This window comes from Pseudomonas sp. RIT-PI-o (assembly GCF_001297215.1).
Taxonomy (GTDB): Bacteria; Pseudomonadota; Gammaproteobacteria; order Pseudomonadales; family Pseudomonadaceae; genus Aquipseudomonas; species Aquipseudomonas moraviensis_A.
The window spans coordinates 186,108-209,301 of sequence record NZ_LHPA01000044.1; the positions used below are offsets into that span (position 1 = coordinate 186,108).

At 61.3% G+C, this 23,194-nt stretch carries 22 protein-coding genes; 9 read left to right on the forward strand and 13 right to left on the reverse strand.

Going from position 1 to position 23,194, the window contains the following annotated elements; genetic code table 11:
• Nucleotides 1-5 precede the first annotated feature (5 nt).
• Both AEQ63_RS24735 and AEQ63_RS24740 read right to left on the reverse strand, forming a co-directional pair.
• Nucleotides 6-1,196, reverse strand: a complete 1,191-nt coding sequence (locus AEQ63_RS24735) for a CgeB family protein (RefSeq protein WP_064365271.1) — start codon at nt 1,194-1,196, stop codon at nt 6-8.
• Nucleotides 1,197-1,243: 47 nt separating this feature from the next.
• Nucleotides 1,244-1,963, reverse strand: a complete 720-nt coding sequence (locus AEQ63_RS24740; protein ID WP_064365207.1) for a response regulator transcription factor — start codon at nt 1,961-1,963, stop codon at nt 1,244-1,246.
• A 164-nt stretch (nt 1,964-2,127) separates the two neighbouring features.
• Between AEQ63_RS24740 and AEQ63_RS24745 the strand changes: the two genes are divergently transcribed.
• Nucleotides 2,128-3,663 carry a sensor histidine kinase gene (locus AEQ63_RS24745; RefSeq protein WP_064365208.1) on the forward strand — a complete coding sequence of 512 codons (1,536 nt, stop codon included), beginning with the start codon at nt 2,128-2,130 and terminating at the stop codon, nt 3,661-3,663.
• A 167-nt stretch (nt 3,664-3,830) separates the two neighbouring features.
• Here AEQ63_RS24745 and AEQ63_RS24750 read toward each other — a convergent pair whose 3' ends face one another.
• The 4 genes from AEQ63_RS24750 to glyQ all read right to left on the reverse strand — a co-directional run bounded on the left by AEQ63_RS24750 (nt 3,831) and on the right by glyQ (nt 8,242).
• On the reverse strand, nt 3,831-4,610 hold the full coding sequence (locus AEQ63_RS24750; protein ID WP_042607977.1) for a lysophospholipid acyltransferase family protein: 780 nt from the start codon (nt 4,608-4,610) through the stop codon (nt 3,831-3,833).
• An 83-nt stretch (nt 4,611-4,693) separates the two neighbouring features.
• On the reverse strand, nt 4,694-5,233 hold the full coding sequence (gene gmhB / locus AEQ63_RS24755) for a D-glycero-beta-D-manno-heptose 1,7-bisphosphate 7-phosphatase (RefSeq protein ID WP_177330619.1): 540 nt from the start codon (nt 5,231-5,233) through the stop codon (nt 4,694-4,696).
• A gap of 4 nt (nt 5,234-5,237) precedes the next feature.
• The gene (gene glyS / locus AEQ63_RS24760; RefSeq protein WP_064365210.1) at nt 5,238-7,292 is read right to left on the reverse strand and encodes a glycine--tRNA ligase subunit beta; all 2,055 of its coding nucleotides are present in this window, start codon (nt 7,290-7,292) and stop codon (nt 5,238-5,240) included.
• Nucleotides 7,289-8,242 (reverse strand): glycine--tRNA ligase subunit alpha, encoded by a 954-nt coding sequence (gene glyQ / locus AEQ63_RS24765; RefSeq protein WP_003187265.1) that lies wholly within the window; start codon nt 8,240-8,242, stop codon nt 7,289-7,291. Before glyQ ends, glyS begins: the two co-directional genes overlap by 4 nt.
• An 81-nt stretch (nt 8,243-8,323) precedes the next feature.
• Here glyQ and tag point away from each other — a divergent pair, with 81 nt between their 5' ends.
• A complete protein-coding gene (tag, locus tag AEQ63_RS24770) occupies nt 8,324-8,881 on the forward strand; it encodes a DNA-3-methyladenine glycosylase I (protein WP_042607974.1) in 558 nt (185 codons plus the stop codon).
• 40 nt (nt 8,882-8,921) lie between these two features.
• Entirely contained in the window at nt 8,922-9,809 is an 888-nt protein-coding gene (locus tag AEQ63_RS24775; RefSeq protein WP_024014955.1) for a lysophospholipid acyltransferase, read from the forward strand.
• Between the two features lie 51 nt (nt 9,810-9,860).
• Here AEQ63_RS24775 and AEQ63_RS24780 read toward each other — a convergent pair whose 3' ends face one another.
• The 5 genes from AEQ63_RS24780 to def all read right to left on the reverse strand — a co-directional run bounded on the left by AEQ63_RS24780 (nt 9,861) and on the right by def (nt 14,553).
• Complete coding sequence (locus AEQ63_RS24780) at nt 9,861-10,175, reverse strand: tetratricopeptide repeat protein (RefSeq protein ID WP_064365211.1); 315 nt, start codon at nt 10,173-10,175, stop codon at nt 9,861-9,863.
• 149 nt (nt 10,176-10,324) lie between these two features.
• Nucleotides 10,325-11,701 carry a Trk system potassium transporter TrkA gene (gene trkA / locus AEQ63_RS24785; RefSeq protein WP_042608251.1) on the reverse strand — a complete coding sequence of 459 codons (1,377 nt, stop codon included), beginning with the start codon at nt 11,699-11,701 and terminating at the stop codon, nt 10,325-10,327.
• Between the two features lie 21 nt (nt 11,702-11,722).
• Nucleotides 11,723-13,033 carry a 16S rRNA (cytosine(967)-C(5))-methyltransferase RsmB gene (gene rsmB / locus AEQ63_RS24790; RefSeq protein WP_064365212.1) on the reverse strand — a complete coding sequence of 437 codons (1,311 nt, stop codon included), beginning with the start codon at nt 13,031-13,033 and terminating at the stop codon, nt 11,723-11,725.
• A complete protein-coding gene (gene fmt, locus AEQ63_RS24795; protein ID WP_064365213.1) occupies nt 13,030-13,989 on the reverse strand; it encodes a methionyl-tRNA formyltransferase in 960 nt (319 codons plus the stop codon). Before fmt ends, rsmB begins: the two co-directional genes overlap by 4 nt.
• 57 nt (nt 13,990-14,046) lie before the next feature.
• Nucleotides 14,047-14,553, reverse strand: coding sequence for a peptide deformylase (def, locus tag AEQ63_RS24800; RefSeq protein ID WP_042608254.1), 507 nt, complete (start codon nt 14,551-14,553; stop codon nt 14,047-14,049).
• 159 nt (nt 14,554-14,712) lie between these two features.
• Between def and AEQ63_RS24805 the strand changes: the two genes are divergently transcribed.
• From AEQ63_RS24805 to AEQ63_RS24820, 4 genes are all read left to right on the forward strand, one after another.
• On the forward strand, nt 14,713-15,738 hold the full coding sequence (locus tag AEQ63_RS24805) for a LysM peptidoglycan-binding domain-containing protein (protein WP_064365214.1): 1,026 nt from the start codon (nt 14,713-14,715) through the stop codon (nt 15,736-15,738).
• An 84-nt stretch (nt 15,739-15,822) separates the two neighbouring features.
• The gene (gene dprA, locus AEQ63_RS24810) at nt 15,823-16,920 is read left to right on the forward strand and encodes a DNA-processing protein DprA (protein ID WP_064365215.1); all 1,098 of its coding nucleotides are present in this window, start codon (nt 15,823-15,825) and stop codon (nt 16,918-16,920) included.
• Nucleotides 16,921-16,974: 54 nt separating this feature from the next.
• Nucleotides 16,975-17,532: an L-threonylcarbamoyladenylate synthase gene (locus AEQ63_RS24815; RefSeq protein WP_042608257.1), complete on the forward strand. Its 558-nt coding sequence runs from the start codon at nt 16,975-16,977 to the stop codon at nt 17,530-17,532.
• A gap of 184 nt (nt 17,533-17,716) precedes the next feature.
• Entirely contained in the window at nt 17,717-18,463 is a 747-nt protein-coding gene (locus tag AEQ63_RS24820; RefSeq protein WP_236562764.1) for a hypothetical protein, read from the forward strand.
• Between the two features lie 171 nt (nt 18,464-18,634).
• Here AEQ63_RS24820 and AEQ63_RS24825 read toward each other — a convergent pair whose 3' ends face one another.
• The gene (locus AEQ63_RS24825) at nt 18,635-19,612 is read right to left on the reverse strand and encodes a quinone oxidoreductase family protein (RefSeq protein WP_064365217.1); all 978 of its coding nucleotides are present in this window, start codon (nt 19,610-19,612) and stop codon (nt 18,635-18,637) included.
• Between the two features lie 150 nt (nt 19,613-19,762).
• On the opposite strand from AEQ63_RS24825, the gene hemF reads away from it, so the two are divergent.
• Nucleotides 19,763-20,677: an oxygen-dependent coproporphyrinogen oxidase gene (gene hemF / locus AEQ63_RS24830; protein WP_064365218.1), complete on the forward strand. Its 915-nt coding sequence runs from the start codon at nt 19,763-19,765 to the stop codon at nt 20,675-20,677.
• Nucleotides 20,678-20,686: 9 nt separating this feature from the next.
• Nucleotides 20,687-21,508 (forward strand): shikimate dehydrogenase, encoded by an 822-nt coding sequence (gene aroE, locus AEQ63_RS24835; RefSeq protein WP_042608261.1) that lies wholly within the window; start codon nt 20,687-20,689, stop codon nt 21,506-21,508.
• A gap of 108 nt (nt 21,509-21,616) precedes the next feature.
• On the opposite strand, the gene AEQ63_RS24840 is transcribed toward aroE, so the two are convergent.
• Nucleotides 21,617-23,185 carry a SulP family inorganic anion transporter gene (locus AEQ63_RS24840; RefSeq protein ID WP_064365219.1) on the reverse strand — a complete coding sequence of 523 codons (1,569 nt, stop codon included), beginning with the start codon at nt 23,183-23,185 and terminating at the stop codon, nt 21,617-21,619.
• Between the last annotated feature and the right edge of the window lie 9 nt (nt 23,186-23,194).

Sequence of the window (23,194 nt, forward strand, 5' to 3'; positions counted from 1 at the left end):
CGAGCTCAGCGATACCAGCGGCTGAGCGCCCCCGGCTCTCCGCGCAGCTCGCTCTGCACCGTGGTCAACATGTCGCTCATGCGCTGCACAAACGTATGGTTTTGCGCCAATGTCACCCGCCCCTGCCGGGCAATCGTCCTGCGCTCATCATCGTGCTCGAGGTAATAAGCGCAGATCTCCAGCAAGTCCTGAGTGTCCCGGTAGATCACCAGATCTTTGCCATCGGTGAACAGCCTGTGCAGATCCTCCTTGTCGTTGGTGACAAGAAAGCCGCCACAGCTGAGCACATCGAAGACGCGCATCGGCAGGCCGGATTCGACGAACGAACGGATGATGTTGAGGTTGATTTTCGAGCGCTGGAAAATCCTTGGCATCTCAGTGAAGTGCTCGGCATGTTGGACATAGCTGCTTACCTGGGACTGCCATTCATCATTGCCATACACGGCAACCCTGAAACGTTTTTCAAGCCGCTGGATGACCTCGATGCGTTCCTGCCACGAGTGCTCTCTACCCAGCAGGTAAGCGAGTTTTTCCGCCACCGACAAATAGCGATCGCCCGCCAGCGGGTAGTTGGACTCCAGCTTGATGGTGCTGATGAACTCATCAGCCAGTTGCGCCGACAGGTTCAAGAAACCGTCGGGCTGATCCAGCGAGTCGATCAGTCGCTTGCAACGCTCACGGGTCTGCGACGACAGATGCGGCAATATCGAGGTGCGAAATTCAGTGCGGGTCAGGTTCGCAACGAAGCTGATGTCATGTTCCGCCAGTGAATGCTGCTCGTGAACATCGATCTGGCTGATGCGCTCCAGGTTCGCCGCGACCGGCAGATGGTAAACCTGACGAACCCCGCTCTGCCTCAGCCGCCGGGCCACTGCCGCGTCGTAGATAAAGGTAAAGCTGTGCGAATGATTGATGGCCTTGTCGTAGATCGGGTAACACGGGGTATCGATCACCCAAGCCAGGTAAGGGATTTTCAGCAGCTCGCAGACTTCACTGATGTACTGATTGAAGTTGATGGTGAGCACATAGTCGGGTCGCGTGCTCATCAGGCCCATGACGTTGTCTTCGTTCAGCGCCAGCGTTGTCACGCGCAGACCCAGGGCCTGCAATGCCTCGGCACAGTCAGCCGAGATGACGGTGGCCTCGAACACCACAATAGAGGCGGCGGTTTTTGATTGTTCGGAATACGCAGTCAATTCCCTCAGACCTTTTTCATCTTTGATAATTTTCCGGCCGTCGTGGCTCACTCATTCCCGGTCGCCACACTCTCCAACCGATACCCATATCCATAAATCGTCAGCAGTTGCCAACCCCGATCCGCGGTCAGCCCGAGCTTGTTGCGCAGCCGGTAGATGTGCGTATCCAGCGGTCGCGAGGAAGTGGTCTCTTCGTTTGGCCAGAAGCGCTCATACAGATAATCCCGCGACAACGGCCGACCCAGATTACTGAACAGACACCGCGCCAGGCGATACTCGCGTTCAGTCATGAGAATCGGTTTGCCTTCACGGGTGACGGTCAGTTCGGCGTCGTCGAAAGTCAGATCGTGAAAGGTCTGCACTTCACCCGCCGCGCTGCGCGGTTGGCTATGTCGACGCAATACCGCCGCCACCCTCGCCTTCAACTCGTTGGGGCGAAACGGCTTGCTGACATAATCATCGGCGCCGGCATTCAAGGCTTGAACGATATCGCTCTCGCCATCGCGGCTGGTCAGCATGATCGCTGCCGGTGGCGCATCCATGTGTTCGCGAGTCCAGCGCAGCAGCGCCAGACCTGTCAGGTCGGGAAGTTGCCAGTCGAGGATCAGCAGGTCGAAAGTCTCCCGACGCAGCTGGCGCAACAAGTCTTCGCCGCGCTCGAAGCTGTGCAGTGACCATGGCTGTTCTCCGGCCTCGGCCATTTGCTCCAGGGTTTGCTCGACCCGGCGCAGCTCGGCGGGTTCGTCGTCCAGAATGGCAACGCGCATCGGCGGTGTTCCTTGTCGCTGGGGCTGGGATGTCGACAATAACCACTCTACAGCCACGATGAAAGAAGCGGCCCGTTGGCGTTCGACGTCCGCTATGATTCTTCGGGTCCACGCCTCAGACCTGAGACCTATGAAACCCACCACACGGCCTTGCCGTTCGCGCCATGCGTAAACCTCAACGCCGACATGAAAGTCGTGAGCCAAGCCAGGTGCAGCGTCTATTCCGGCGACTGGTGCGCGAGTGGTTGTGGATAAGTCTAGTGCTATTGCCGCTGACTGCTCTGTTGTCTTATCGCGCCCAGGACAATCTGCACAATCCCTCTCCTGCCTCTGGCGCGCTGCTGTCGGTGGCGATGGTCGCGGGTGTGCTGGGATTATTGCTGTGGCGGCCGCGTTGGGCGCTGTGGGTAACCTTGACTGGTATGGCGTGTACGCTGATCAGCAGCGCCATACTCGCTGAGATTCGCTACTGGTGGTCGCCCACGTCTGCCGCGCTGGGCATGTTGTTCGGTTACCTGATCTGGAACTGGCGGCGCCTGAGTGTGGTGCTCACCTACTTCGGCTGGGAGCTGGCGCGTCTGGACAGCGAACCGAAGGTCTTCCCGGAGCGACGCCGAACCCGCTTCACCGGCGCTGACCGTTTGCAGGGACAGATCATGGCGCTCGAACAAGCCATGAGCCGCACCCGCGATACCCGGCGCTTCATTGCCGATGGCCTGGAGTATTTGCCTGTGGCGACGCTGATCAGCGACCCGCAGGGCAAGATCCTGCTAGGCAATCGTAAAGCACGTGAGTTGTTCGACGATCCGTTGGTGGGCGATGACGTACTCGATCAACTGGCACGACTCGGCTATCCGGAATTATCCACAGCGCCGCGACCAGCGCTGGCAACGCTGGCGCTGCTGGAATTTCGTGATCAAAAGGAACGCAGTCTGCGCCTGGAGAGAGCCGCGCTGCTGCCGGTCGACGGCGATACGCCGATCGGTTGGCTGCTCAGCCTGACTGACTTGAGCGCTGAACGCGCGGCGGAGGAACAGCGCGGCGTGCTGCTGCGTTTTCTCTCCCACGACCTGCGCGCGCCCCATTCGGCGATCCTCGCTCTGCTCGATGTGCATCGTCACCAAGCGGGGGCTGACGCACCGTTGTTCGAGCAGATCGAACGCCAGGTTCGCCGCGCGCTGGATCTGACCGATGGTTTTGTCCTGTTGGCGCGAGCCGAGTCCGAGACCTACCAGTTTCGCCCGACGTTATTCGCGATGCTGGTCTTGGACGTGCTGGATCAGGCCTTACCCATCGCCCAGCAGAAACGTATCGAACTGCTGAATCAAGTCGACGAGGAATGTCAGGAGCGGCTGATTCTCGCCGATCAGGGGTTGCTGACGCGCGCCCTGTTCAATCTGCTGGAGAACGCGATCAAGTACAGTCCGGCAGACACAACTGTGCAACTGAAGGTGACTTGTCACGGGCCATGGCTGCGCTGCGAATTGACCGACCAGGGCAAGGGCATCGCTGCCGATGAATTGCCTGACCTGTTCAGCCAGTATCGGCGCTTCTCCTCGGCCCAAGGCATCGACGGCGTGGGCCTGGGCCTGTCGATGGTCAAGGCGGTGATCGATCATCATGGCGGCACAATCGAGTGTCACAGCATGGTCGATGCGGGAACCACCTTCTGCATCGAGTTGCCGCTGATTGCGGAATGAAGGGGCACAAAAAAACCGGCTATAACGGCCGGTTTTTTTACATCCGAATAAAACTTATGCACGGATTTCGTTCAACTTATCGATTTTGAAATATGTATAAAAATCAGTAAGTTATAGAACGATTACGGTCATTTCAGGCGAAAGCGTACACAGGTTATCCACAAAATTCAGACAGCCAGTCGATCACTTGCGGCCGGCGCCTGTGGCGCCGGTGGCAGCGAGCCCATCTCGCGTTGGGTTTTCTCGTTCCACGCTTGCACTCGGTCATTCAGATCAGCGATGGCCCGCGGCCCACTACCTTCGGCATACATCGGTTCGCCAATGACCACGGTGATCACTCCGGACTGTTTGCCCCAGCCGATTTTCGGCCAGAATTTGCCGGCATTGTGTGCAATCGGCAGAACCGGAAGCGCCGCATTCACTGCCAATGCGCTGCCACTGCGGGAGAATTTTCCGACGGTGCCGTAGGGCACTCGTGTGCCTTCAGGGAAGATCAGCACCCAGACGTTGTCCTTGAGCAGCTCGTCGCCTTTGGCCGCGACTTGTTTGAGCGCGGCTTTGGGGTTGTCGCGGTCGATGGCGATCGGGCGCAGCATGGCCATGGCCCAGCCGAAGAACGGTACGTAAAGCAGTTCGCGCTTGAGCACCTGGCTCAAGGGCGAGAAATAAGCGGAGAGAAAAAACGTCTCCCAAGTGCTCTGGTGGTTCGACTGAATCACACAGGGCCGGTCCGGCACGTTTTCCGCACCTTTGATTTCGTAGCGGATACCGAGGAACACCTTGGTCAGCCACAGGGCGCAACGGCACCAGTACACGTTGATAAAACGATAGCGCGCCTTGAAAGACAGAAAGGGCGCAATGAAAAAGCTCAGGCTGCACCACAGCAACGCTGTTGTGCCCAGCAGCAGATAGAAAAGAAAGATTCTGAAGGCCCGCAGTATCGACATGGCGACGGTTACCGTTACGGGGCAATGCCCGACTGTTCAAGCGCACTCCCGAGCAATCCCTGGCCAGGAAATTCAGAAGTACTCTAGTTGTGGATAAGTTCTGCGGCAATCGCCGCCAGATCGTCAAAAATCAGAGTGCCAACCGGCAGGGTCTTGCCCTGAGTCTTCTCGCCTTTTCCGGTCTTCACCAAAACTGGCTGTGAATCGACGGCTTTGGCGGCCTCCAGGTCACCAAGGCTGTCGCCGACGAACCAGACATTGGCCAGCTCGACGTTGTAATGCGCGGCGATGGTTTTCAGCATCCCCGGTTTCGGCTTGCGGCAATCGCAACCTTCATCCGGGCCATGCGGGCAATAAACGATCAAGCCGACTTCACCGCCCTGCTCCGCCACCAGCTCGCGCAGGCGCGCGTGCATTGCGTCGAGGGTGGCGAGGTCGTAATAGCCGCGAGCAATGCCCGACTGGTTGGTGGCCACCGCCACCGTCCAGCCGGCCTTGCTCAACTGCGCGATCGCTGCGATCGAGCCGGGCAGCGGAATCCACTCCTCCACCGACTTGATGTAGGCATCGGAGTCGTAATTGATCACGCCGTCACGATCGAGAATCAGCAGTTTCAACAGCAGTCCCTCAACCCAGCAGCGAAATGTCGGCAACGCCGAGGAACAGGCCACGCAGGCGCGCCAGCAGCGCGTAACGGTTGGCCCGCACATTGGCATCGTCGGCATTGACCATCACCGCGTCGAAGAACGCGTCGACCGGCTCGCGCAGTGCCGCCAGGCGCGCCAGCGATTCGTTGTACTGACGCGCCGCGGCCATCGGCTGCACCGCCTGATCCGCTTGCTGGATCGCCGAATACAGCGAGAACTCGTTGGCATTGTCGAAGTACTTGGCTTCGACCACGGTCGGTACCGAGCCTTCGACTTTGCTCAACAGGTTCGACACACGCTTGTTCACCGCTGCCAGCGCTGCCGCTTCCGGCAGTTTGCGGAAGGCCTGCACCGCTTGTACACGCTGGTCGAAGTCCAGCGCCGAACCCGGCTTCAGTGCACGTACCGACAGGTAAGTGGCGACGTCGACGCCTTCGTCTTCATAGCGCGCGCGCAGACGGTCGAAGATGAACTCCAGCACCGCCTCGTTGAGGCCGGCCGCCTTGACCTTGCCGCCGAACGCATTCACCGCGAAGGCGACGGCGTCGTTCAGGTCGAGATCGAGTTTCTTTTCGATCAGGATACGCAGCACACCCAGTGCCGCGCGGCGCAGGGCATACGGGTCTTTGCTGCCGGTTGGCAGCATGCCGATACCGAAGATACCGACCAGGGTGTCGAGCTTGTCGGCGATGGCGACGGCTGCACCGGTCAGGGTCGCCGGCAATTCCGCGCCGGCACCGCGTGGCATGTACTGCTCGTTCAATGCCAGCGCGACGTCCTGCGGCTCGCCGTCATTGAGGGCGTAGTAGTAACCGGCGACACCTTGCATCTCCGGGAACTCGCCGACCATTTCGGTGGCCAGGTCGCACTTCGACAGCAGGCCCGCGCGGGCAGCCCACGAAGCGTTGCCGCCAATGCGTGCGGCGATGTACGCGGCCAGTTTCGATACGCGCTCGGCCTTGTCGTAGACGCTGCCGAGTTTTTCCTGGAACACCACGTTCTGCAGGCGCAGGTTGAACGCTTCGAGCTTCTGCTTCTTGTCCTGCTTGAAGAAGAATTCGGCGTCGGTCAGACGTGGGCGCACGACTTTCTCGTTACCGGCGATGATCTGCTGCGGATCTTTGCTTTCGATGTTGGCTACAGTGATGAAACGTGGCAGCAACTTGCCGTCGGCATCCAGCAGGCAGAAGTACTTCTGGTTGTCCTGCATGGTGGTGATCAGCGCTTCCTGCGGCACGTCGAGGAAACGTTCTTCGAACGAGCACACCAGCGGCACCGGCCATTCGACCAGTGCGGTCACTTCGTCGAGCAGCGTCGGCGGCACGATTGCCGTGCCTTCCTGGCGCGTGGCCAGTTCTTCGGTACGCTTGCTGATGATTTCGCGACGCTCGTTGGCGTCGGCCAACACATACGCGGCACGCAGGTCGGCGAGGTAGCTCGACGGCGAACCGATGCGCACGGCTTCCGGATGATGGAAACGGTGACCACGGGAATCGCGGCCAGCCTTCTGCGCGAGGATCGTGCAGTCGATGACCTGGTCACCGAGCAGCATCACCAGCCACTGGGTCGGACGCACGAACTCTTCCTTGCGCGCACCCCAACGCATGCGTTTCGGGATCGGCAGGTCGTTCAACGAATCTTCGACGATGGTTGGCAGCAGGCTCGCGGTCGGCTTGCCGGCGATGTTCTGGCTGTAGCGCAGTTTCGGGCCGCTCTGGTCGATTTCGCTCAAGTCGACGCCGCACTTCTTGGCGAAGCCGAGGGCGGCCTGAGTCGGATTGCCGTCAGCGTCGAACGCGGCCTGACGTGGCGGGCCGTCGAGGTTGATGCTGCGATCCGGCTGCTGAGTGGCCAGCGCAGTGATCAGCACGGCCAGGCGACGCGGCGCGGCATAAACGGTCTTGCTTTCGTAGCTCAGGCCGGCGGCTTGCAGGCCCTTGTCGATACCGGCGAGGAACGCTTCAGCCAACGTGTTGAGGGCTTTGGGTGGCAGTTCTTCGGTGCCCAGTTCAACCAGAAAATCTTGCGCACTCATTGTGCAGCCTCCAGCTTGGCCAGTACTTCGTCACGCAGGTCCGGGGTCGCCATCGGGAAGCCCAGCTTGGCGCGTGCCAGCAGGTAGGCTTGCGCAACGGAACGCGCCAGGGTGCGCACGCGCAGAATGTATTGCTGACGCGCAGTCACCGAGATCGCCCGGCGCGCATCCAGCAGGTTGAAGGTATGCGAAGCCTTCAGCACCATTTCGTAGCTTGGCAACGGCAGCGGCTGGTCGAGTTCGATCAGGCGCTTGGCTTCGCTTTCATAGAAGTCGAACAGTTCGAACAGTTTGTCGACGTTGGCGTGTTCGAAGTTGTAGGTGGACTGCTCCACTTCGTTCTGGTGGAACACGTCGCCGTAGGTGACTTTGCCGAACGGGCCGTCAGCCCAGACCAGGTCGTAGACCGAATCGACGCCTTGCAGGTACATGGCCAGGCGCTCGAGACCGTAGGTGATCTCGCCGGTCACCGGGTAGCACTCGATGCCCCCCGCTTGCTGGAAGTAGGTGAACTGGGTGACCTCCATGCCGTTGAGCCAGACTTCCCAGCCCAGACCCCAGGCGCCGAGGGTCGGCGATTCCCAGTTGTCTTCGACGAAACGGATGTCGTGGACCAGCGGATCGAGGCCGACATGCTTGAGCGAGCCCAGATACAGTTCCTGGAAGTTGTCCGGGTTCGGCTTGAGCACCACCTGAAACTGGTAGTAGTGCTGCAGACGGTTCGGGTTTTCGCCGTAACGGCCGTCAGTCGGACGGCGGCTTGGCTGTACGTAAGCGGCGTTCCAGGTTTCCGGGCCGATGGCGCGCAGGAAGGTCGCGGTGTGGAAAGTGCCGGCGCCTACTTCCATATCGTAGGGCTGAAGTACCACACAACCTTGCTCGGCCCAGTATTGCTGGAGCGCGAGGATCAAGTCTTGGAAGGTACGCACGGCTGGCGTAGGCTGGCTCACGAAATTCACCTGTTTCTTGGGCTGCGATTTAAAGAGCGGGAGTATACCCGATTCGTTGCTGCGCACGCCCCCTGGAGCCTTATGCCACGCTGCTTTTGGTGTACCGAAGATCCGCTGTACATGGCTTATCACGATCAGGAGTGGGGCACGCCGCTACGCGATGCGCAGGGTTTGTTCGAGTTGCTTTTGCTCGAAGGGTTCCAGGCCGGGCTGTCGTGGATCACCGTGCTGCGCAAGCGCGAGCGTTATCGTCAGGTGCTCTTCGGCTTCGATGTGCAGCGCGTGGCGCAGATGAGCGACGCCGAGATCGATGAACTGATGCTCGACCCTGGCATCATCCGCAACCGCCTGAAACTCAACGCTGCCCGGCGCAATGCGCAAGCCTGGCTGGCGCTGGAGGATCCGGTGGCGTTCCTCTGGTCGTTCGTTGGCGACCGACCGATCATCAATCATTTCAAGGATCGCAGCGAAGTCCCGGCGATCACCCCCCAAGCGCTGGCGATGAGCAAAGCGCTGAAAAAGGCCGGCTTCACCTTCGTCGGCCCGACCATTTGCTACGCGCTGATGCAGGCCTCGGGCATGGTCATGGACCACACCCAGGATTGCGACCGCTACGCGCAGCTTGCCAACGGCGGTTAGAATGCCCGCCTCGCGCATCGCACATAATCAGGAGTGACCTGTGGAAAAGTTTAAAGGCGCCTTGCTGGTAGGCGCTCTGCGGCTGTTTGCCCTGCTGCCATGGCGAGCCGTGCAAGCCGTGGGCTCGGCGATCGGCTGGATCATGTGGAAAACCCCCAACCGCTCCCGCGACGTGGTGCGGATCAACCTTGCCAAGTGTTTTCCACAGATGGATGCGGCCGAGCGCGAGCGTCTGGTCGGTCAGAGTCTGAAGGACATCGGCAAGTCGCTGACAGAAAGCGCCTGCGCATGGATCTGGCCGGCGCAGCGTTCGATTGATCTGGTCCGCGAAGTCGAAGGCCTCGATGTGCTCAAGGATGCGCTGGCTTCGGGCAAAGGCGTGGTCGGCATCACCAGCCACCTGGGCAACTGGGAAGTGCTCAACCATTTCTATTGCAGCCAGTGCAAACCGATCATTTTCTACCGTCCGCCGAAGCTCAAGGCTGTGGATGAATTGCTGCGCAAACAGCGCGTGCAATTGGGCAACAAGGTCGCTGCTTCCACCAAGGAAGGCATCCTCAGTGTGATCAAGGAAGTGCGCAAGGGTGGTGCAGTTGGCATTCCCGCCGACCCGGAACCGGCCGAGTCCGCCGGGATTTTCGTGCCGTTCTTCGCCACTCAGGCACTGACCAGCAAATTCGTGCCGAACATGCTCGCCGGCGGCAAAGCGGTCGGAGTGTTCCTGCACGCCCTGCGCCTGCCTGACGGCTCAGGCTACAAAGTGATCCTCGAAGCCGCGCCAGAAGCGATGTACAGCACCGATACCGCAGAGTCCTGCGCAGCCATGAGCAAAGTGGTCGAGCGTTACGTCGCGGCGTATCCGAGCCAGTACATGTGGAGCATGAAACGCTTCAAGAAGCGTCCACCGGGCGAGGCACGCTGGTACTGAGTGGACTCGATCTGGTGACGGTCAATGCAGACGCATTGCGCTGTCCGTAGCTCAAGGCGCCTGTCGCTCAAGCTTCTTGAGAAATACCGTCATCTCCTTCTCGGCCTGCTTGTCGCCATGGGCGCGGGCCGCTTCCAGGCCTTGCTCCCAGGCCTGACGCGCAGCGGCGTGATCGCCCAGCGCCAGCTGCGCCTTGCCCAGCAGTTTCCACGCTGCCGAGTATTTCGGATCGAAAGCGACACAACGCTGAAAATGCTCGGCAGCCCTGGCGTTTTCACCCAGGTCCAGATAACCCTTGCCCAGGCCGAAGCGCAGCAGAGCGTTATCCACACCCTTGGCGAGCATTTTTTCCAGGGATTCGAGCATTGGTGGATTCCTTTCTTTTGTTCGTCAGAGAACCTGCGAGTCTTTCATACCGCTTTCGCGAGCAGGCTCGCTCCCACATTGGAATGCATTCCCCCTGTGGGAGCGAGCCTGCTCGCGAAGGGGCCATCACGGGCAGCGTTGTCTTCAGGTCAGAAAAAGCTCAGACCCACATGAAACAGCTTCTCCACATCGCGAATATGTTTTTTATCCACAAGAAACAGAATCACATGGTCGCCCGCTTCGATCACCGTGTGGTCGTGGGCGATGATCACTTTCTCGTTGCGGATCACCGCGCCGATGGTGGTGCCCGGCGGCAGGCCGATCTTTTCGATTGGCTTGCCGATCACCTTGCTGGATTTCGCATCACCGTGGGCAATCGCTTCGATCGCTTCCGCCGCGCCCCGTCGCAGTGAGTGCACGCTGACGATATCGCCGCGGCGCACGTGGGCGAGCAAGGTGCCGATGGTCGCCAGTTGCGGGCTGATGGCGATGTCGATGTCGCCGCCCTGGATCAGGTCGACATAAGCCGGGTTGTTGATGATCGTCATGACCTTCTTCGCCCCCAGCCGTTTGGCCAGTAGCGAGGACATGATGTTGGCTTCATCGTCATTGGTCAGGGCGAGGAAGATATCGGCGTCGGCGATGTTCTCCTCCAGCAGCAGATCGCGGTCCGAGGCACTGCCCTGCAAGACCACGGTGCTGTCGAGGGTGTCGGAGAGGTAGCGGCAGCGCGCCGGGCTCATCTCGATGATCTTCACCTGATAGCGGCTTTCGATGGCCTCGGCCAGGCGCTCGCCGATCTGCCCGCCACCGGCGATGACGATGCGTTTGTAGGTCTCGTCGAGACGGCGCATTTCGCTCATCACCGCGCGAATGTCTTCGCGGGCGGCGATGAAGAACACTTCGTCATCGGCTTCGATCACCGTGTCGCCCTGAGGCAGGATCGGCCGGTCACGGCGGAAGATCGCCGCCACGCGGGTTTCGACGTTCGGCATGTGCTCGCGCAACTGGCGCAGTTGCTGACCCACCAGCGGCCCGCCGTAATAGGCGCGCACCGCCACCAGTTGCGCCGCGCCTTCGGCGAAGTCGATCACCTGCAAGGCGCCGGGATGCTGGATCAGGCGCTTGATGTAATTGGTCACCACTTGCTCGGGGCTGATCAGCACGTCGACCGGGATCGCTTCGTTCTGGAACAGCTGTTCCTCGCGGTTGAGGTACGACGCTTCGCGCACCCGGGCGATCTTGGTCGGCGTGTGGAACAGCGTGTGCGCGACCTGGCAGGCGACCATGTTGGTCTCGTCGCTGTTGGTCACGGCGACCAGCATGTCGGCGTCGTCGGCACCGGCCTGACGCAGCACCGACGGCAGCGAGCCCCGGCCCTGCACGGTGCGGATGTCGAGGCGGTCGCCGAGGTCGCGCAGGCGCTCGCCGTCGGTGTCGACCACGGTGATGTCGTTGGCCTCGCTGGCCAGATGTTCGGCCAGCGAACCGCCGACCTGTCCCGCACCGAGGATGATGATTTTCATCCAGTCACTCCATGAATCCGTTTAGCCGCGCGCGGCAGCGATCTTGATCAGCTTGGCGTAGTAGAAACCGTCATGCCCGCCCTGCTGGGCCAGCAATTGGCGACCATGGGGCTGCTTGATCCCGGCGCTGGTGGCCAGATCCAGTTCGCGGGCGCCGGGCGTGCGCTCGAGGAACGCGGCAATCACTTCGGTATTCTCGGTCGGCAGTGTCGAGCAGGTGGCGTAGAGCAGGATGCCGCCGACCTCGAGGGTTTTCCACATCGCGTCGAGCAGTTCGCCTTGCAATTGCGCGAGGGCGACGATGTCGTCGGGCTGGCGGGTCAGCTTGATGTCCGGATGGCGGCGGATCACCCCCGTGGCCGAGCACGGTGCATCGAGGAGGATGCGCTGGAACGGTTTGCCGTCCCACCACTTATCGATATCGCGACCGTCGGCAGCGATCAGTTCAGCGTTGAGGCCAAGGCGTTCGAGGTTTTCCTTAACGCGCACCAGCCGTTTGGCTTCCAGATCCACGGCCACCACGCCGGCCAGCGCCGGTTCGGCTTCGAGGATATGGCAGGTCTTGCCGCCCGGGGCGCAGCAGGCGTCGAGCACCCGTTGGCCGGGCGCCAGATCGAGCAGATCGGCGGCCAGTTGCGCGGCTTCATCCTGCACGCTGATCCAGCCTTCGGCGAAACCCGGGAGGCTGCGTACATCGGCGGCGGCTTCGAGGACGATGCCGTCGCGGCTGTACACGCAAGGTGTCGCGGCGATCCCGGCTTCCCCCAGCAGCGCGAGATAAGCGTCGCGATTGTGATGGCGGCGGTTGACCCGCAGGATCATCGGCGGATGCGCGTTGTTCGCTGCACAGATCGCTTCCCATTGTTCCGGCCAGAAGGCTTTCAGGGATTTTTGCAGCCAGCGCGGGTGAGCGGTGCGCACTACGGGGTCGCGTTCGAGTTCGGCGAAAATCGTCTCGCTTTCGCGCTGGGCATTTCGCAGCACGGCGTTGAGCAGACCTTTGGCCCAAGGCTTTTTCAGCTTGTCGGCGCAACCGACGGTTTCGCCGATGGCGGCGTGGGCCGGTACACGGGTGTAGAGCAATTGATACAGACCAACCAGCAGCAGCGCCTCGACATCGGCGTCGGCGGCTTTGAATGGTTTCTGCAGCAGTTTTTCCGCCAGCGCTGAAAGACGCGGCTGCCAGCGTGCGGTGCCGAAGGCCAGATCCTGGGTGAAACCGCGATCGCGATCCTCGACCTTGTCCAGTTGCGTCGGCAGTGAGCTGTTCAGCGAAGCCTTGCCGCTGAGTACGGCAGCGAGGGCCTTGGCGGCGGCCAGACGCGGGTTCATTGCGCGTCCACCGCTGCGCCGAGCACGCTGCCGACGGCGAACTTCTCGCGGCGGCTGTTGAACAGATCGCTGAAGTTCAGGGCTTTGCCGCCGGGCAGTTGCAGGCGGGGCAGGCATAGCGCTTGGGCACCGCAGGCGACGATCAGGCCGTCCTTGCTGGCGCTGAGGATTTCGCCCGGAGCGCCAGTGCCTTCGGCCACTGTCGCGGCCAGCACTTTCAACGCTTCGCCATTGAGCGTGCTGTGGGTGATCGGCCACGGGTTGAAGGCGCGTACCAGACGTTCAAGCTCAAGCGCCGGACGGCTCCAGTCGATGCGCGCTTCGTCTTTGTTCAGTTTGTGCGCGTAGGTGGCGAGCTCATCGTTTTGCACCTCGCCTTCAAGCGTGCCGGCAGCCAGACCGGCAATCGCCTGGACCACGGCGGGCGGACCCATCTCGGCGAGGCGATCATGCAGACTGCCGCCGGTATCTTCGGCGCTGATCGGAGTGACGACCTTGAGCAGCATCGGCCCGGTATCGAGGCCGGCCTCCATGCGCATCACGGTTACGCCGCTTTCGGCATCGCCGTGTTCGACGGCGCGCTGGATCGGCGCCGCACCGCGCCAGCGCGGCAGCAGCGACGCATGGCTGTTGATGCAGCCCAGGCGCGGAATATCCAGCACCGCCTGCGGCAGGATCAGACCGTAGGCGACCACCACCATCAAGTCCGGCTTGAGCGCGGCCAGTTCTGCCTGGGCGTCGGCATTGCGCAAGGTTGGCGGCTGCAACACCTGGATATTATTTTCCAGCGCGAGTTGTTTGACCGGGCTCGGCATGAGTTTTTGCCCACGGCCGGCCGGGCGATCCGGCTGGGTGTAGACCGCGACGATCTCGTACGGGCTGCTCAGCAGGGCCTTGAGGTGTTCGGCGGCAAATTCCGGGGTACCGGCAAAAACAATGCGCAGTGGCTCAGTCATGAAAGGCGTCTCATAAAAAGAAAAAGGCTTGCCGCAGCAAGCCTTTGAAGAGGGGCATCAAGCGTTCTGGCGGTGCAGCTTTTCCAGCTTCTTCTTGATCCGGTCGCGTTTGAGCGTGGACAGGTAATCGACGAACAATTTGCCGTTGAGGTGGTCGCATTCGTGCTGGATGCACACCGCGAGCAGACCTTCGGCGATCAGCTCATAGGGCTTGCCGTCGCGGTCCAGCGCCTTGATTTTGACCTTCTGCGGGCGGTCGACGTTTTCGTAGAAGCCCGGTACCGAGAGGCAGCCTTCCTGGTACTGGTCCATGTCGTCGGTCAGCGGTTCGAACTCGGGGTTGATGAACACCCGTGGCTCGGTTCGGTCTTCGGACAGGTCCATCACGACGATACGTTTGTGCACGTTGACCTGGGTCGCGGCGAGGCCGATGCCCGGCGCTTCATACATTGTTTCAAACATGTCGTCGACCAACTGACGCACTTCGTCGTCCACTACGGCCACTGGTTTGGCGATAGTGCGCAGACGTGGGTCCGGAAATTCGAGGATGTTTAAAATGGCCATAGGCTTCGATTGCTGCACACGTTGAGTAAAGTCGGGTCGATGGCCTGGCGGGTCCGAAGATGCAGGCTACCGTTGTGAAGCGTAGCTTCTGAAAAACAGAAGCGAGCCACGGGGGCTCTGACGATTCACGCGAATGCACATGATAAAGGGATTCACTGCATGAGGAAAACACTACTCGCCCTGCTGCTTCTGGCTTCGGCCGGCGCCGCTCAAGGGCAAGTGCAACTCAGGGATGGTTTTCCACAGCAATACACGGTGGTTTCCGGAGACACCCTCTGGGACATTTCCGGCAAATACCTGCGCGAGCCCTGGCAATGGCCACAACTGTGGCGCGCCAACCCGGGGATCGAAAACCCCAACCTGATCTATCCCGGTGACACGCTGACCCTCAGCTACGTCGACGGCCAGCCGCAACTGACCGTCAATCGTGGCGAGTCGCGCGGCACCATCAAGCTCTCGCCACGAATTCGCACCAGCCCGGTGGCCGAGGCGATTCCGAGCATTCCGCTGAAATCGATCAACAGCTTTCTGCTGAGCAACCGCATCGTCGACAAGGCCGAAGACTTCGAGAAGGCGCCGTACATCGTCGCCGGCGATGCCGAGCGGGTGCTCAGTGGCACCGGTGACCGCATCTTCGCACGCGGCCATTTCGATCCGGAGCAGCCGGTGTACGGCATCTTCCGCCAGGGCAAGGTCTACACCGACCCGCAAACCAAGGAGTTTCTCGGCATCAACGCCGACGATATCGGTGGCGGCGAGATTGTTGCCACTGAAGGCGACGTCGCTACCCTCGCCCTGCAGCGCACCACCCAGGAAGTGCGCCTCGGTGACCGCCTGTTCGGCGGTGAAGAACGCTCGATCAATTCGACTTTCATGCCCAGCGCGCCGAAGCGTTCGATCGACGGTCTGATCATCGATGTGCCCCGCGGTGTCACGCAGATCGGCGCGATGGACGTGGTCACCCTGAACAAGGGCAAACGCGACGGACTGGCCGAAGGCAACGTACTGGCTGTGATGAAAACCGGTGAAACGGTGCGTGACCGGATAACCGGCCAGCCGCTGAAGATTCCCGATGAACGCGCCGGCCTGCTGATGGTGTTCCGCACCTACGACAAACTCAGTTATGGCCTGGTGCTCAACGCTTCGCGCTCGCTGGCGGTGCTCGACAAGGTGCGAAATCCGTAAGCTTGCTTAACAAGTTACCAACAGAGTTATCCACAGCTTGTTCCGAATGGTTCGGAGCATAGAACGATCAAGGATGATCCATTCATGTTGTCTGTCAGTACGGCCATTTCCCCGGCGGAACTGGAGGCGCGTCTGCGCCTGCACCGCATGCCGGATATCGGCCCCAAGCGTTTTGCCAAACTGCTCGAAGCTTTCGGCTCGGCGTCGAAGGCCATCAGTGCGTCGGCCAGTGCCTGGCGCTCGCTGGGGTTGCCGGCGGCCTGTGCCGAGGCACGGCGTTGTCCGATGGTGCGCGACGGCGCCAGCCACGCAATGCGCTGGCTAGAGCGTCCCGACCAGCATTTGCTGATGTGGGATCAAGCGGATTACCCAGCGTTGCTGGCGCAAATCCCCGATCCACCGCCGCTGTTGTTCGTCGCCGGCGATCCGTCGATTCTGGAAAAGCCGCAGCTGGCGATGGTCGGCAGCCGCCGCGCTTCGCGTCCGGGCATGGACACGGCGGCTGCGTTTTCCCGCAGTCTGGCCGGGGCCGGTTTTGTCATCACCAGTGGGCTGGCGCTGGGCATCGATGCTGCTGCGCATCAGGCGGCATTGGACGTCGGCGGGCTCACCGTGGGCGTGCTCGGCACCGGGCTGGAAAATTTTTATCCACAACGCAATAAACGCCTGGCTGAGGCGATGATTGCCTCGGGCAGCGCGGTGCTTTCCGAGTTCCCGTTGGACGCCGGGCCAACCGCGAGCAACTTTCCACGGCGCAACCGCATCATCAGCGGTTTGTCCCTCGGTGTGCTGGTGGTCGAGGCCAGCGTAGCCAGCGGCTCATTGATCACCGCGCGACTGGCGGCTGAGCAAGGACGTGAAGTTTATGCGATTCCGGGCTCGATCCATCATCCCGGTGCGCGTGGTTGTCACCAGTTGATCCGCGACGGCGCGGTGCTCGTGGAAACCATCGAACACATCCTCGAAGCCCTGCGTGGCTGGCAGCAGCCGCTGTTATCCACAGCGCCAACCCAGGCCGACCATCCGTTGCTTGCGCTGCTTCACGCGGCGCCGCACACCAGCGAAGCCTTGGCCGCGAGCTGTGGCTGGGCGCTGTCCAAAGTGCTGGCGACGCTGACCGAACTTGAGATCGACGGCCGGGCGGTATGCGAAAACGGTCGCTGGCTGGCACGGTCGAGCTAGGTTTTACGGGGAAGATCGGTAAACTGCGCGAAACCTGTTTGTGGAGAGTTTTTCATGGTCAACAGTTGGCGTGTGCAACAAGCCGCGCGTGAAGTTCGCGCCGGCGCGGTGATTGCCTATCCAACCGAAGCCGTCTGGGGGCTGGGTTGCGACCCGTGGAATGAAGACGCAGTGGATCGCTTGCTGGCGATCAAGAATCGCTCGGTCAGCAAAGGGCTGATCCTGGTCGCCGACAATATCCGCCAGTTCGATTTCCTGTTCGAAGACTTTCCGCAGGACTGGATCGACCGCATGGCCAGCACCTGGCCAGGGCCGAACACCTGGCTGGTACCCCATCAGAACCTGTTGCCGGAATGGGTGACAGGTGTGCATGACACCGTGGCGCTGCGGGTCAGTGACCACCCGCAAGTGCGCGATTTGTGCTCGCTGGTCGGGCCGCTGATCTCGACATCGGCCAATCCCCAGGGGCGACCGCCAGCGCGCACGCGCTTGCGCGTCGAGCAGTATTTCCGTGGGCAGGTCGACCTGGTGCTGGGCGGCAGCCTTGGCGGACGCAAGAATCCCAGCGTGATCCGCGATCTGGCCAGCGGTAACGTCATTCGTCCTGACTGACGCCATTCTTTTATATTTTTTGCGCACTCCTCTGCGGTATAGACGAGGAGTTCTGCGCATGCCTGCAATTTAGTCCTGCATCTGTTTAACACTTATCCGTCGCCATTGTTCTTTCCTGCGTCAGATGAATCTCTGAGTCTGAAATAGCCGTAAATTTTCCCACGGGATTATCAGAACGCGTGCAGTGGCGAGATTTCCAAAAGCATCCATTCTTTCAATGTGCTTGAAACAACTTCGAAATGTTAATGGCTGCGGAGAAGTAATGGATATTACGGATTTACACCTCAAGGATTATCTGCAGGGCTTTCAGGAGACACTCAAGAATCAACAGGCTGATTACCGTGTGGCCATTCTTGAGGCCGGGTCGGATGCCGGGGAATTTGAACGCTTCATCAATCGGCAGTTTCGCCTGCGATTGCAGCATTACATGCTGACCTCCAGAGCCCGGGCACTGGATACCCGCTTGGCGATCGCCTCACGCAGCACGCACTTTTTGCTGTACCAGCGAGATCAACTCATTGCAGTGCTGCGGGCAACCCCGGCGCCGTTCGAATGGGCCTCACTGGCGCAGCATCATGTTTCTCCTACCGTGGCATTGGCCCGGCACGTCGAGTTCAGTCGCCTGATCACCCATTCTCAACAGCACCGCCCAGTGTCGATCAATGGCCTGCTCGCCACCGCCGCGCAATGGGCGATCGATCGTGGCTATCAGGGGGTGACGGCTCTGTGCAGAACGCCGCAGCGGCAACTGTTTCAGCGATTCGGCCTGAGTCCGATCGCTTCGCACGCGATGCATATCGAACAACGGGCCCGGGGCGATTATTGGCTGTTGTCCGCCGAGTGGCGACAGATATTGATGGCTCTGGATCAGCCTGTGAACATGAACGCGCATCAGCCGGAGTATCGTGATGAATATAACCGTCAGTATTGATCCGCCAGTGATCGAAGAGTGGGCGGAGAAATGGCTTGTATATGAATCGAAGAAGTTGCGCAGGAAGTTTGCCGGTCGTAGGCCGGCGGCGAAGAAACTTCACCGGAAGATGTATTTGATATAGCTGGAAGATAATCGGCGAACTCATGGAAGAGTTCGCCGATTATCAACTTACGGCAACAGAATCGTGGAGCCGGTGGTGCGCCGTGCCGACAGTTCGGTTTGTGCCTTCGCCGCATCCGCCAATGCATGGCGCTGGCTGATGTCGACCTTCAGCTTGCCGCTGATGATCATCTCGAACAGCTCGTCGGCCATGCGCTGCAGGTTCTCGGCGCTGTTGGCGTAGGTCGCCAGCGTAGGCCGGGTGACGTACAGCGAGCCCTTCGCGGCAAGAATGCCCAGATTGACGCCGTCGACCGCGCCCGAAGCATTGCCAAAACTCACCAGCAGGCCACGTGGCGCCACGCTGTCCAGGGATGTGAGCCAGGTGTCCTTGCCGACGCCGTCATACACCACCGGGACTTTCTTGCCGTCAGTCAGGGCCAGCACGCGCTCGGCCACGTTCTCATGGCTGTAATCGATGGTGGCCCAGGCGCCGTTGGCCTTGGCCAGTTCGGCTTTTTCCTTCGAACTGACGGTACCAATCAGCTTCACGCCGAGCGCCTTGGCCCACTGGCAGGCCAGCGAGCCGACGCCGCCCGCCGCGGCGTGGAACAAAATGGTTTCGCCGCCCTGCAGTTCGTAGGTCTGGCGCAGCAGGTACTGCACGGTCAGACCTTTGAGCATGACCCCGGCGGCGGTGTCAAAACTGATTTCATCGGGCAGGTGCACGAGATTGTCCTGCGGTAGCACATGCACCTGGCTGTAGGCGCCGAGCGGGCCGCTGCCGTATGCCACGCGATCGCCGACTTTGAACCGGGTGACGTCGCTGCCCACTGCCTCGACGGTGCCGGCGCCTTCCGAACCCAGGCCAGACGGTAACGCGGGTGGGGCATAGAGGCCGCTGCGGTAATAGGTGTCGATGAAGTTCAGGCCGATCGCCTGGTTGGCCACGCGCACCTGATTCGGTCCGGGCGCAGCGGGTTCGTAGTCAACATACTCGAGCACTTCGGGACCGCCGTGGGCGCGGAACTGGATACGCTTTGCCATCTGCCTGCTCTCCTTGGGTCTTCGGTAAGCCCTCTATCCAACTCCGCTGGTTGATCTTCGTCAACTGCGGCGCGCCGGTCTGCGATGGTATGCTGTGCGCCCATTTGCGCCGCCCGCCTGCCGGGGCGCCGCCCGATTCAAGGTGAAGCCATGACGACCCGCACCGACGCCGTAAAGGCCTATCTGCTCGATCTGCAAGACCGCATCTGCGCTGCGCTGGAAACCGAAGACGGCGGAAAATGCTTCGTCGAAGACGCCTGGACCCGGCCGGCGGGCGGTGGCGGGCGTACCCGTGTGCTGGAAAACGGCACGCTGATCGAAAAGGGCGGCGTCAATTTCTCCCACGTGTTTGGCAGCGGCTTGCCACCCTCGGCCAGCGCCCATCGGCCGGAATTGGCCGGGCGTGGTTTCGAGGCGCTCGGTGTGTCGCTGGTGATCCACCCGCACAACCCGCATGTGCCGACCTCCCACGCCAACGTGCGCTTTTTCATCGCTGAAAAAGAAGGCGAAGAAGCGGTCTGGTGGTTCGGCGGCGGTTTCGACCTGACCCCGTATTACGGCGTTGAGGAAGATTGCATTCATTGGCACCGCGTCGCCGAGCAAGCCTGTGCACCGTTCGGTGCGGACGTCTATCCGCGTTACAAGGCCTGGTGCGACACCTACTTTCACATCAAGCACCGGCACGAGCCGCGCGGCATTGGCGGATTGTTCTTCGATGATCTGAACGAGTGGGATTTCGACACCAGTTTTGCGTTCATGCGGGCTATCGGCGACGCCTACATCGAGGCGTACCTGCCGATTGTGCAACGGCGCAAGAAAGACGCGTTCACCGCTCAGCAGCGCGAATTCCAGGAATTCCGCCGTGGCCGCTACGTCGAGTTCAACCTGGTTTACGACCGTGGCACCCTGTTCGGCCTGCAATCTGGCGGGCGTACCGAATCGATTCTGATGTCGCTGCCGCCGCAAGTGCGCTGGGGTTATGACTGGCAGGCTGAACCGGGCAGCGCAGAAGCACGCCTGACCGAGTACTTCCTGCAGGATCGCGACTGGCTGGCCGAGGCCTGAGGACGGGTGATGGATCGTTACGTCGTTTTCGGTAACCCGATCGGCCACAGCAAGTCGCCGATGATTCACCAGCTGTTCGCCGAGCAGACCGGTCAGCGCCTCGACTACAGCACGCTGCTGGCACCGCTCGACGATTTTGCTGGCTGCGCCACCGCGTTCTTTCGAGAGGGGCGCGGCGCCAACGTGACGGTGCCGTTCAAGGAAGACGCTTACCGTCTGGCCAACAGCCTGACCGCACGCGCGCAGCGCGCCGGTGCGGTGAACACCTTGAGCAAACTGGACGACGGCTCACTGCTCGGCGACAACACCGACGGCGCCGGGCTGGTCCGCGATCTGACGGTGAATGCCGGGTTCAGCCTGACGGGTAAACGTATCCTTTTGCTTGGCGCCGGTGGCGCGGTGCGGGGTGCGCTGGAGCCGTTGCTGGCGGAGAAACCGGCCTCGGTGATCATCGCCAATCGCACGGTGGACAAGGCTGAGCTGCTCGCCGAGTTGTTCTGCGACCTGGGACCAGTGTCGGCCAGTGGTTTCGACTGGCTGCGCGAGCCGGTGGACGTGATCATCAACGCCACCTCCGCCAGTCTGACCGGCGACGTGCCGCCGATCGCGCCAAGCCTGATCGAGCCGGGCCAGACCCTGTGCTACGACATGATGTACGGCAAGGAACCGACCGCGTTCTGCCGCTGGGCCACTGAGCACGGCGCGGCGCTGGCGATGGATGGGCTGGGCATGCTCGCCGAACAGGCGGCCGAGGCGTTCTGGCTGTGGCGCGGTGTGCGCCCGGATACCGCGCCGGTACTGGCCGAGCTGCGCCGCCAGTTGGCGCAATAATATCCTGTAAGAGTGAGCCTGCTCGCGATTGCGGTGTGTCAGACACAAAATTTCAACTGACACACCGCAATCGCGAGCAGGCTCACTCCTACAGGGGGGCATGCGGTGTCAGTCTTCAAACCGGATCGGACACTTCTGCGCCCCTTCCAGCTTCCTCAACTCCTCCACCACCGGCGGCCGTGCCCGGCGCAAGGTCAGGCTGCGACCCTGGCCCAGCAGGCGCCGCGCTTCCTGATGCAGCATCTCCACCCCCGAGTAATCGATGAAGTTGATCTGCTGCGCCTCGATCACCACTCGCGCGCCCTTCAGTCGTTGCAGGCGCACTTGCAGATAATGGCTGGCGCCGAAAAAGATCGAGCCGCCCACCCGCAGCACATCGTCGTCACCGTCGCGCCAATGCTGCACCCGTGGTTGCGAGGTGCGCTTGAGGTAGAAGAACAGCGACGCCAGCACCCCGGCGTAGATCGCCGTCTGCAATTCCAGCAGCAAGGTCGCAAGGCAAGTCAAAGCCATCACCACGAACTCGGCGCGGCTGACTCGCAGCAAGGCGCGGATGCCGCGGTGATCGATCAGGCCCCAGGCGATCAACAGGATGCTGCCGGCCATGGCCGGGATCGGAATGTGCGCGATCAGCCCCGCGCCGAACACTGCGAACAACGCCACCCAGATCGCCGAGAACACCCCGGCCAGCGGCGAGCAGGCGCCCGCCTCGTAGCTCAGGCCCGAACGGGTAAACGATCCGGCTGAGAGCGACCCGGAAAAGAACGCACCGACAATGTTCGACAAGCCCTGTGCGCGGACTTCCTGATTGGCGTCGAGCAGCTGCTGGGAGCGCGCCGAAATCGAACGGGCGATCGACAGACTGGTAACCAGCGCGAGCATGCCCACCGCCACGGCGCTCGGCAGCAGGCGCAGGATCACTTCAACATCCAGGGGCAAAGTGCTGAACGGCGGCAAGCGCCCGACGAAAGCGCTGACCAGATGCACATGGCCGAACATCGCCGGCCACAGCCACACCAGCACACTGGCCAGCACCAGCGTGAGCAACAGCGTCGGCCAGCGCGGCAGAAGTTTTTTCAGTATTACGCCGACGATCACCGTTGCGACGCCAAGCATCAGCGACGGTTTATCCACAGCCCCCAGATGCCGCAACAGGTCCATCAGGCTGGCGAGCGCCGTGGTGTTGGCCGGCAATTCCAGCCCCAACAGATTGGGCAATTGCCCGATGGCGATCACCACGGCGGCACCGAGGGTGAAGCCGAGCACCACCGAATGCGAAACGAAATTCACCAGCGCGCCGAAGCGCAGCAGACCGAGCAGCCACTGGAAAATCCCGGCGAGGAACGTCAGCAGCAGGATCAGGGTGATGTAGTCCTCGGACGCCGGCACCGCGAGCGGGCTGACGCTGGCGTACAGGACAATCGAAATTGCCGCCGTCGGACCGCAGATCAGGTGCCATGAGGAACCCCACAGGCAGGCGATCAACACCGGGATGATCGCCGCATACAGGCCGTATTCCGGCGGCAGACCGGCGATCAGTGCGTAGGCGATCGACTGGGGTAACGCGAGAATCGCACCGCTGAGGCCGACAATCAGGTCCCGCCCGACGCTGGCGCGAGTCTGTCGTGGCAGCCAGGTCAGGAACGGGAATAGGGAATGACGGCTGGGAAAGGCCATGGGTCCTCG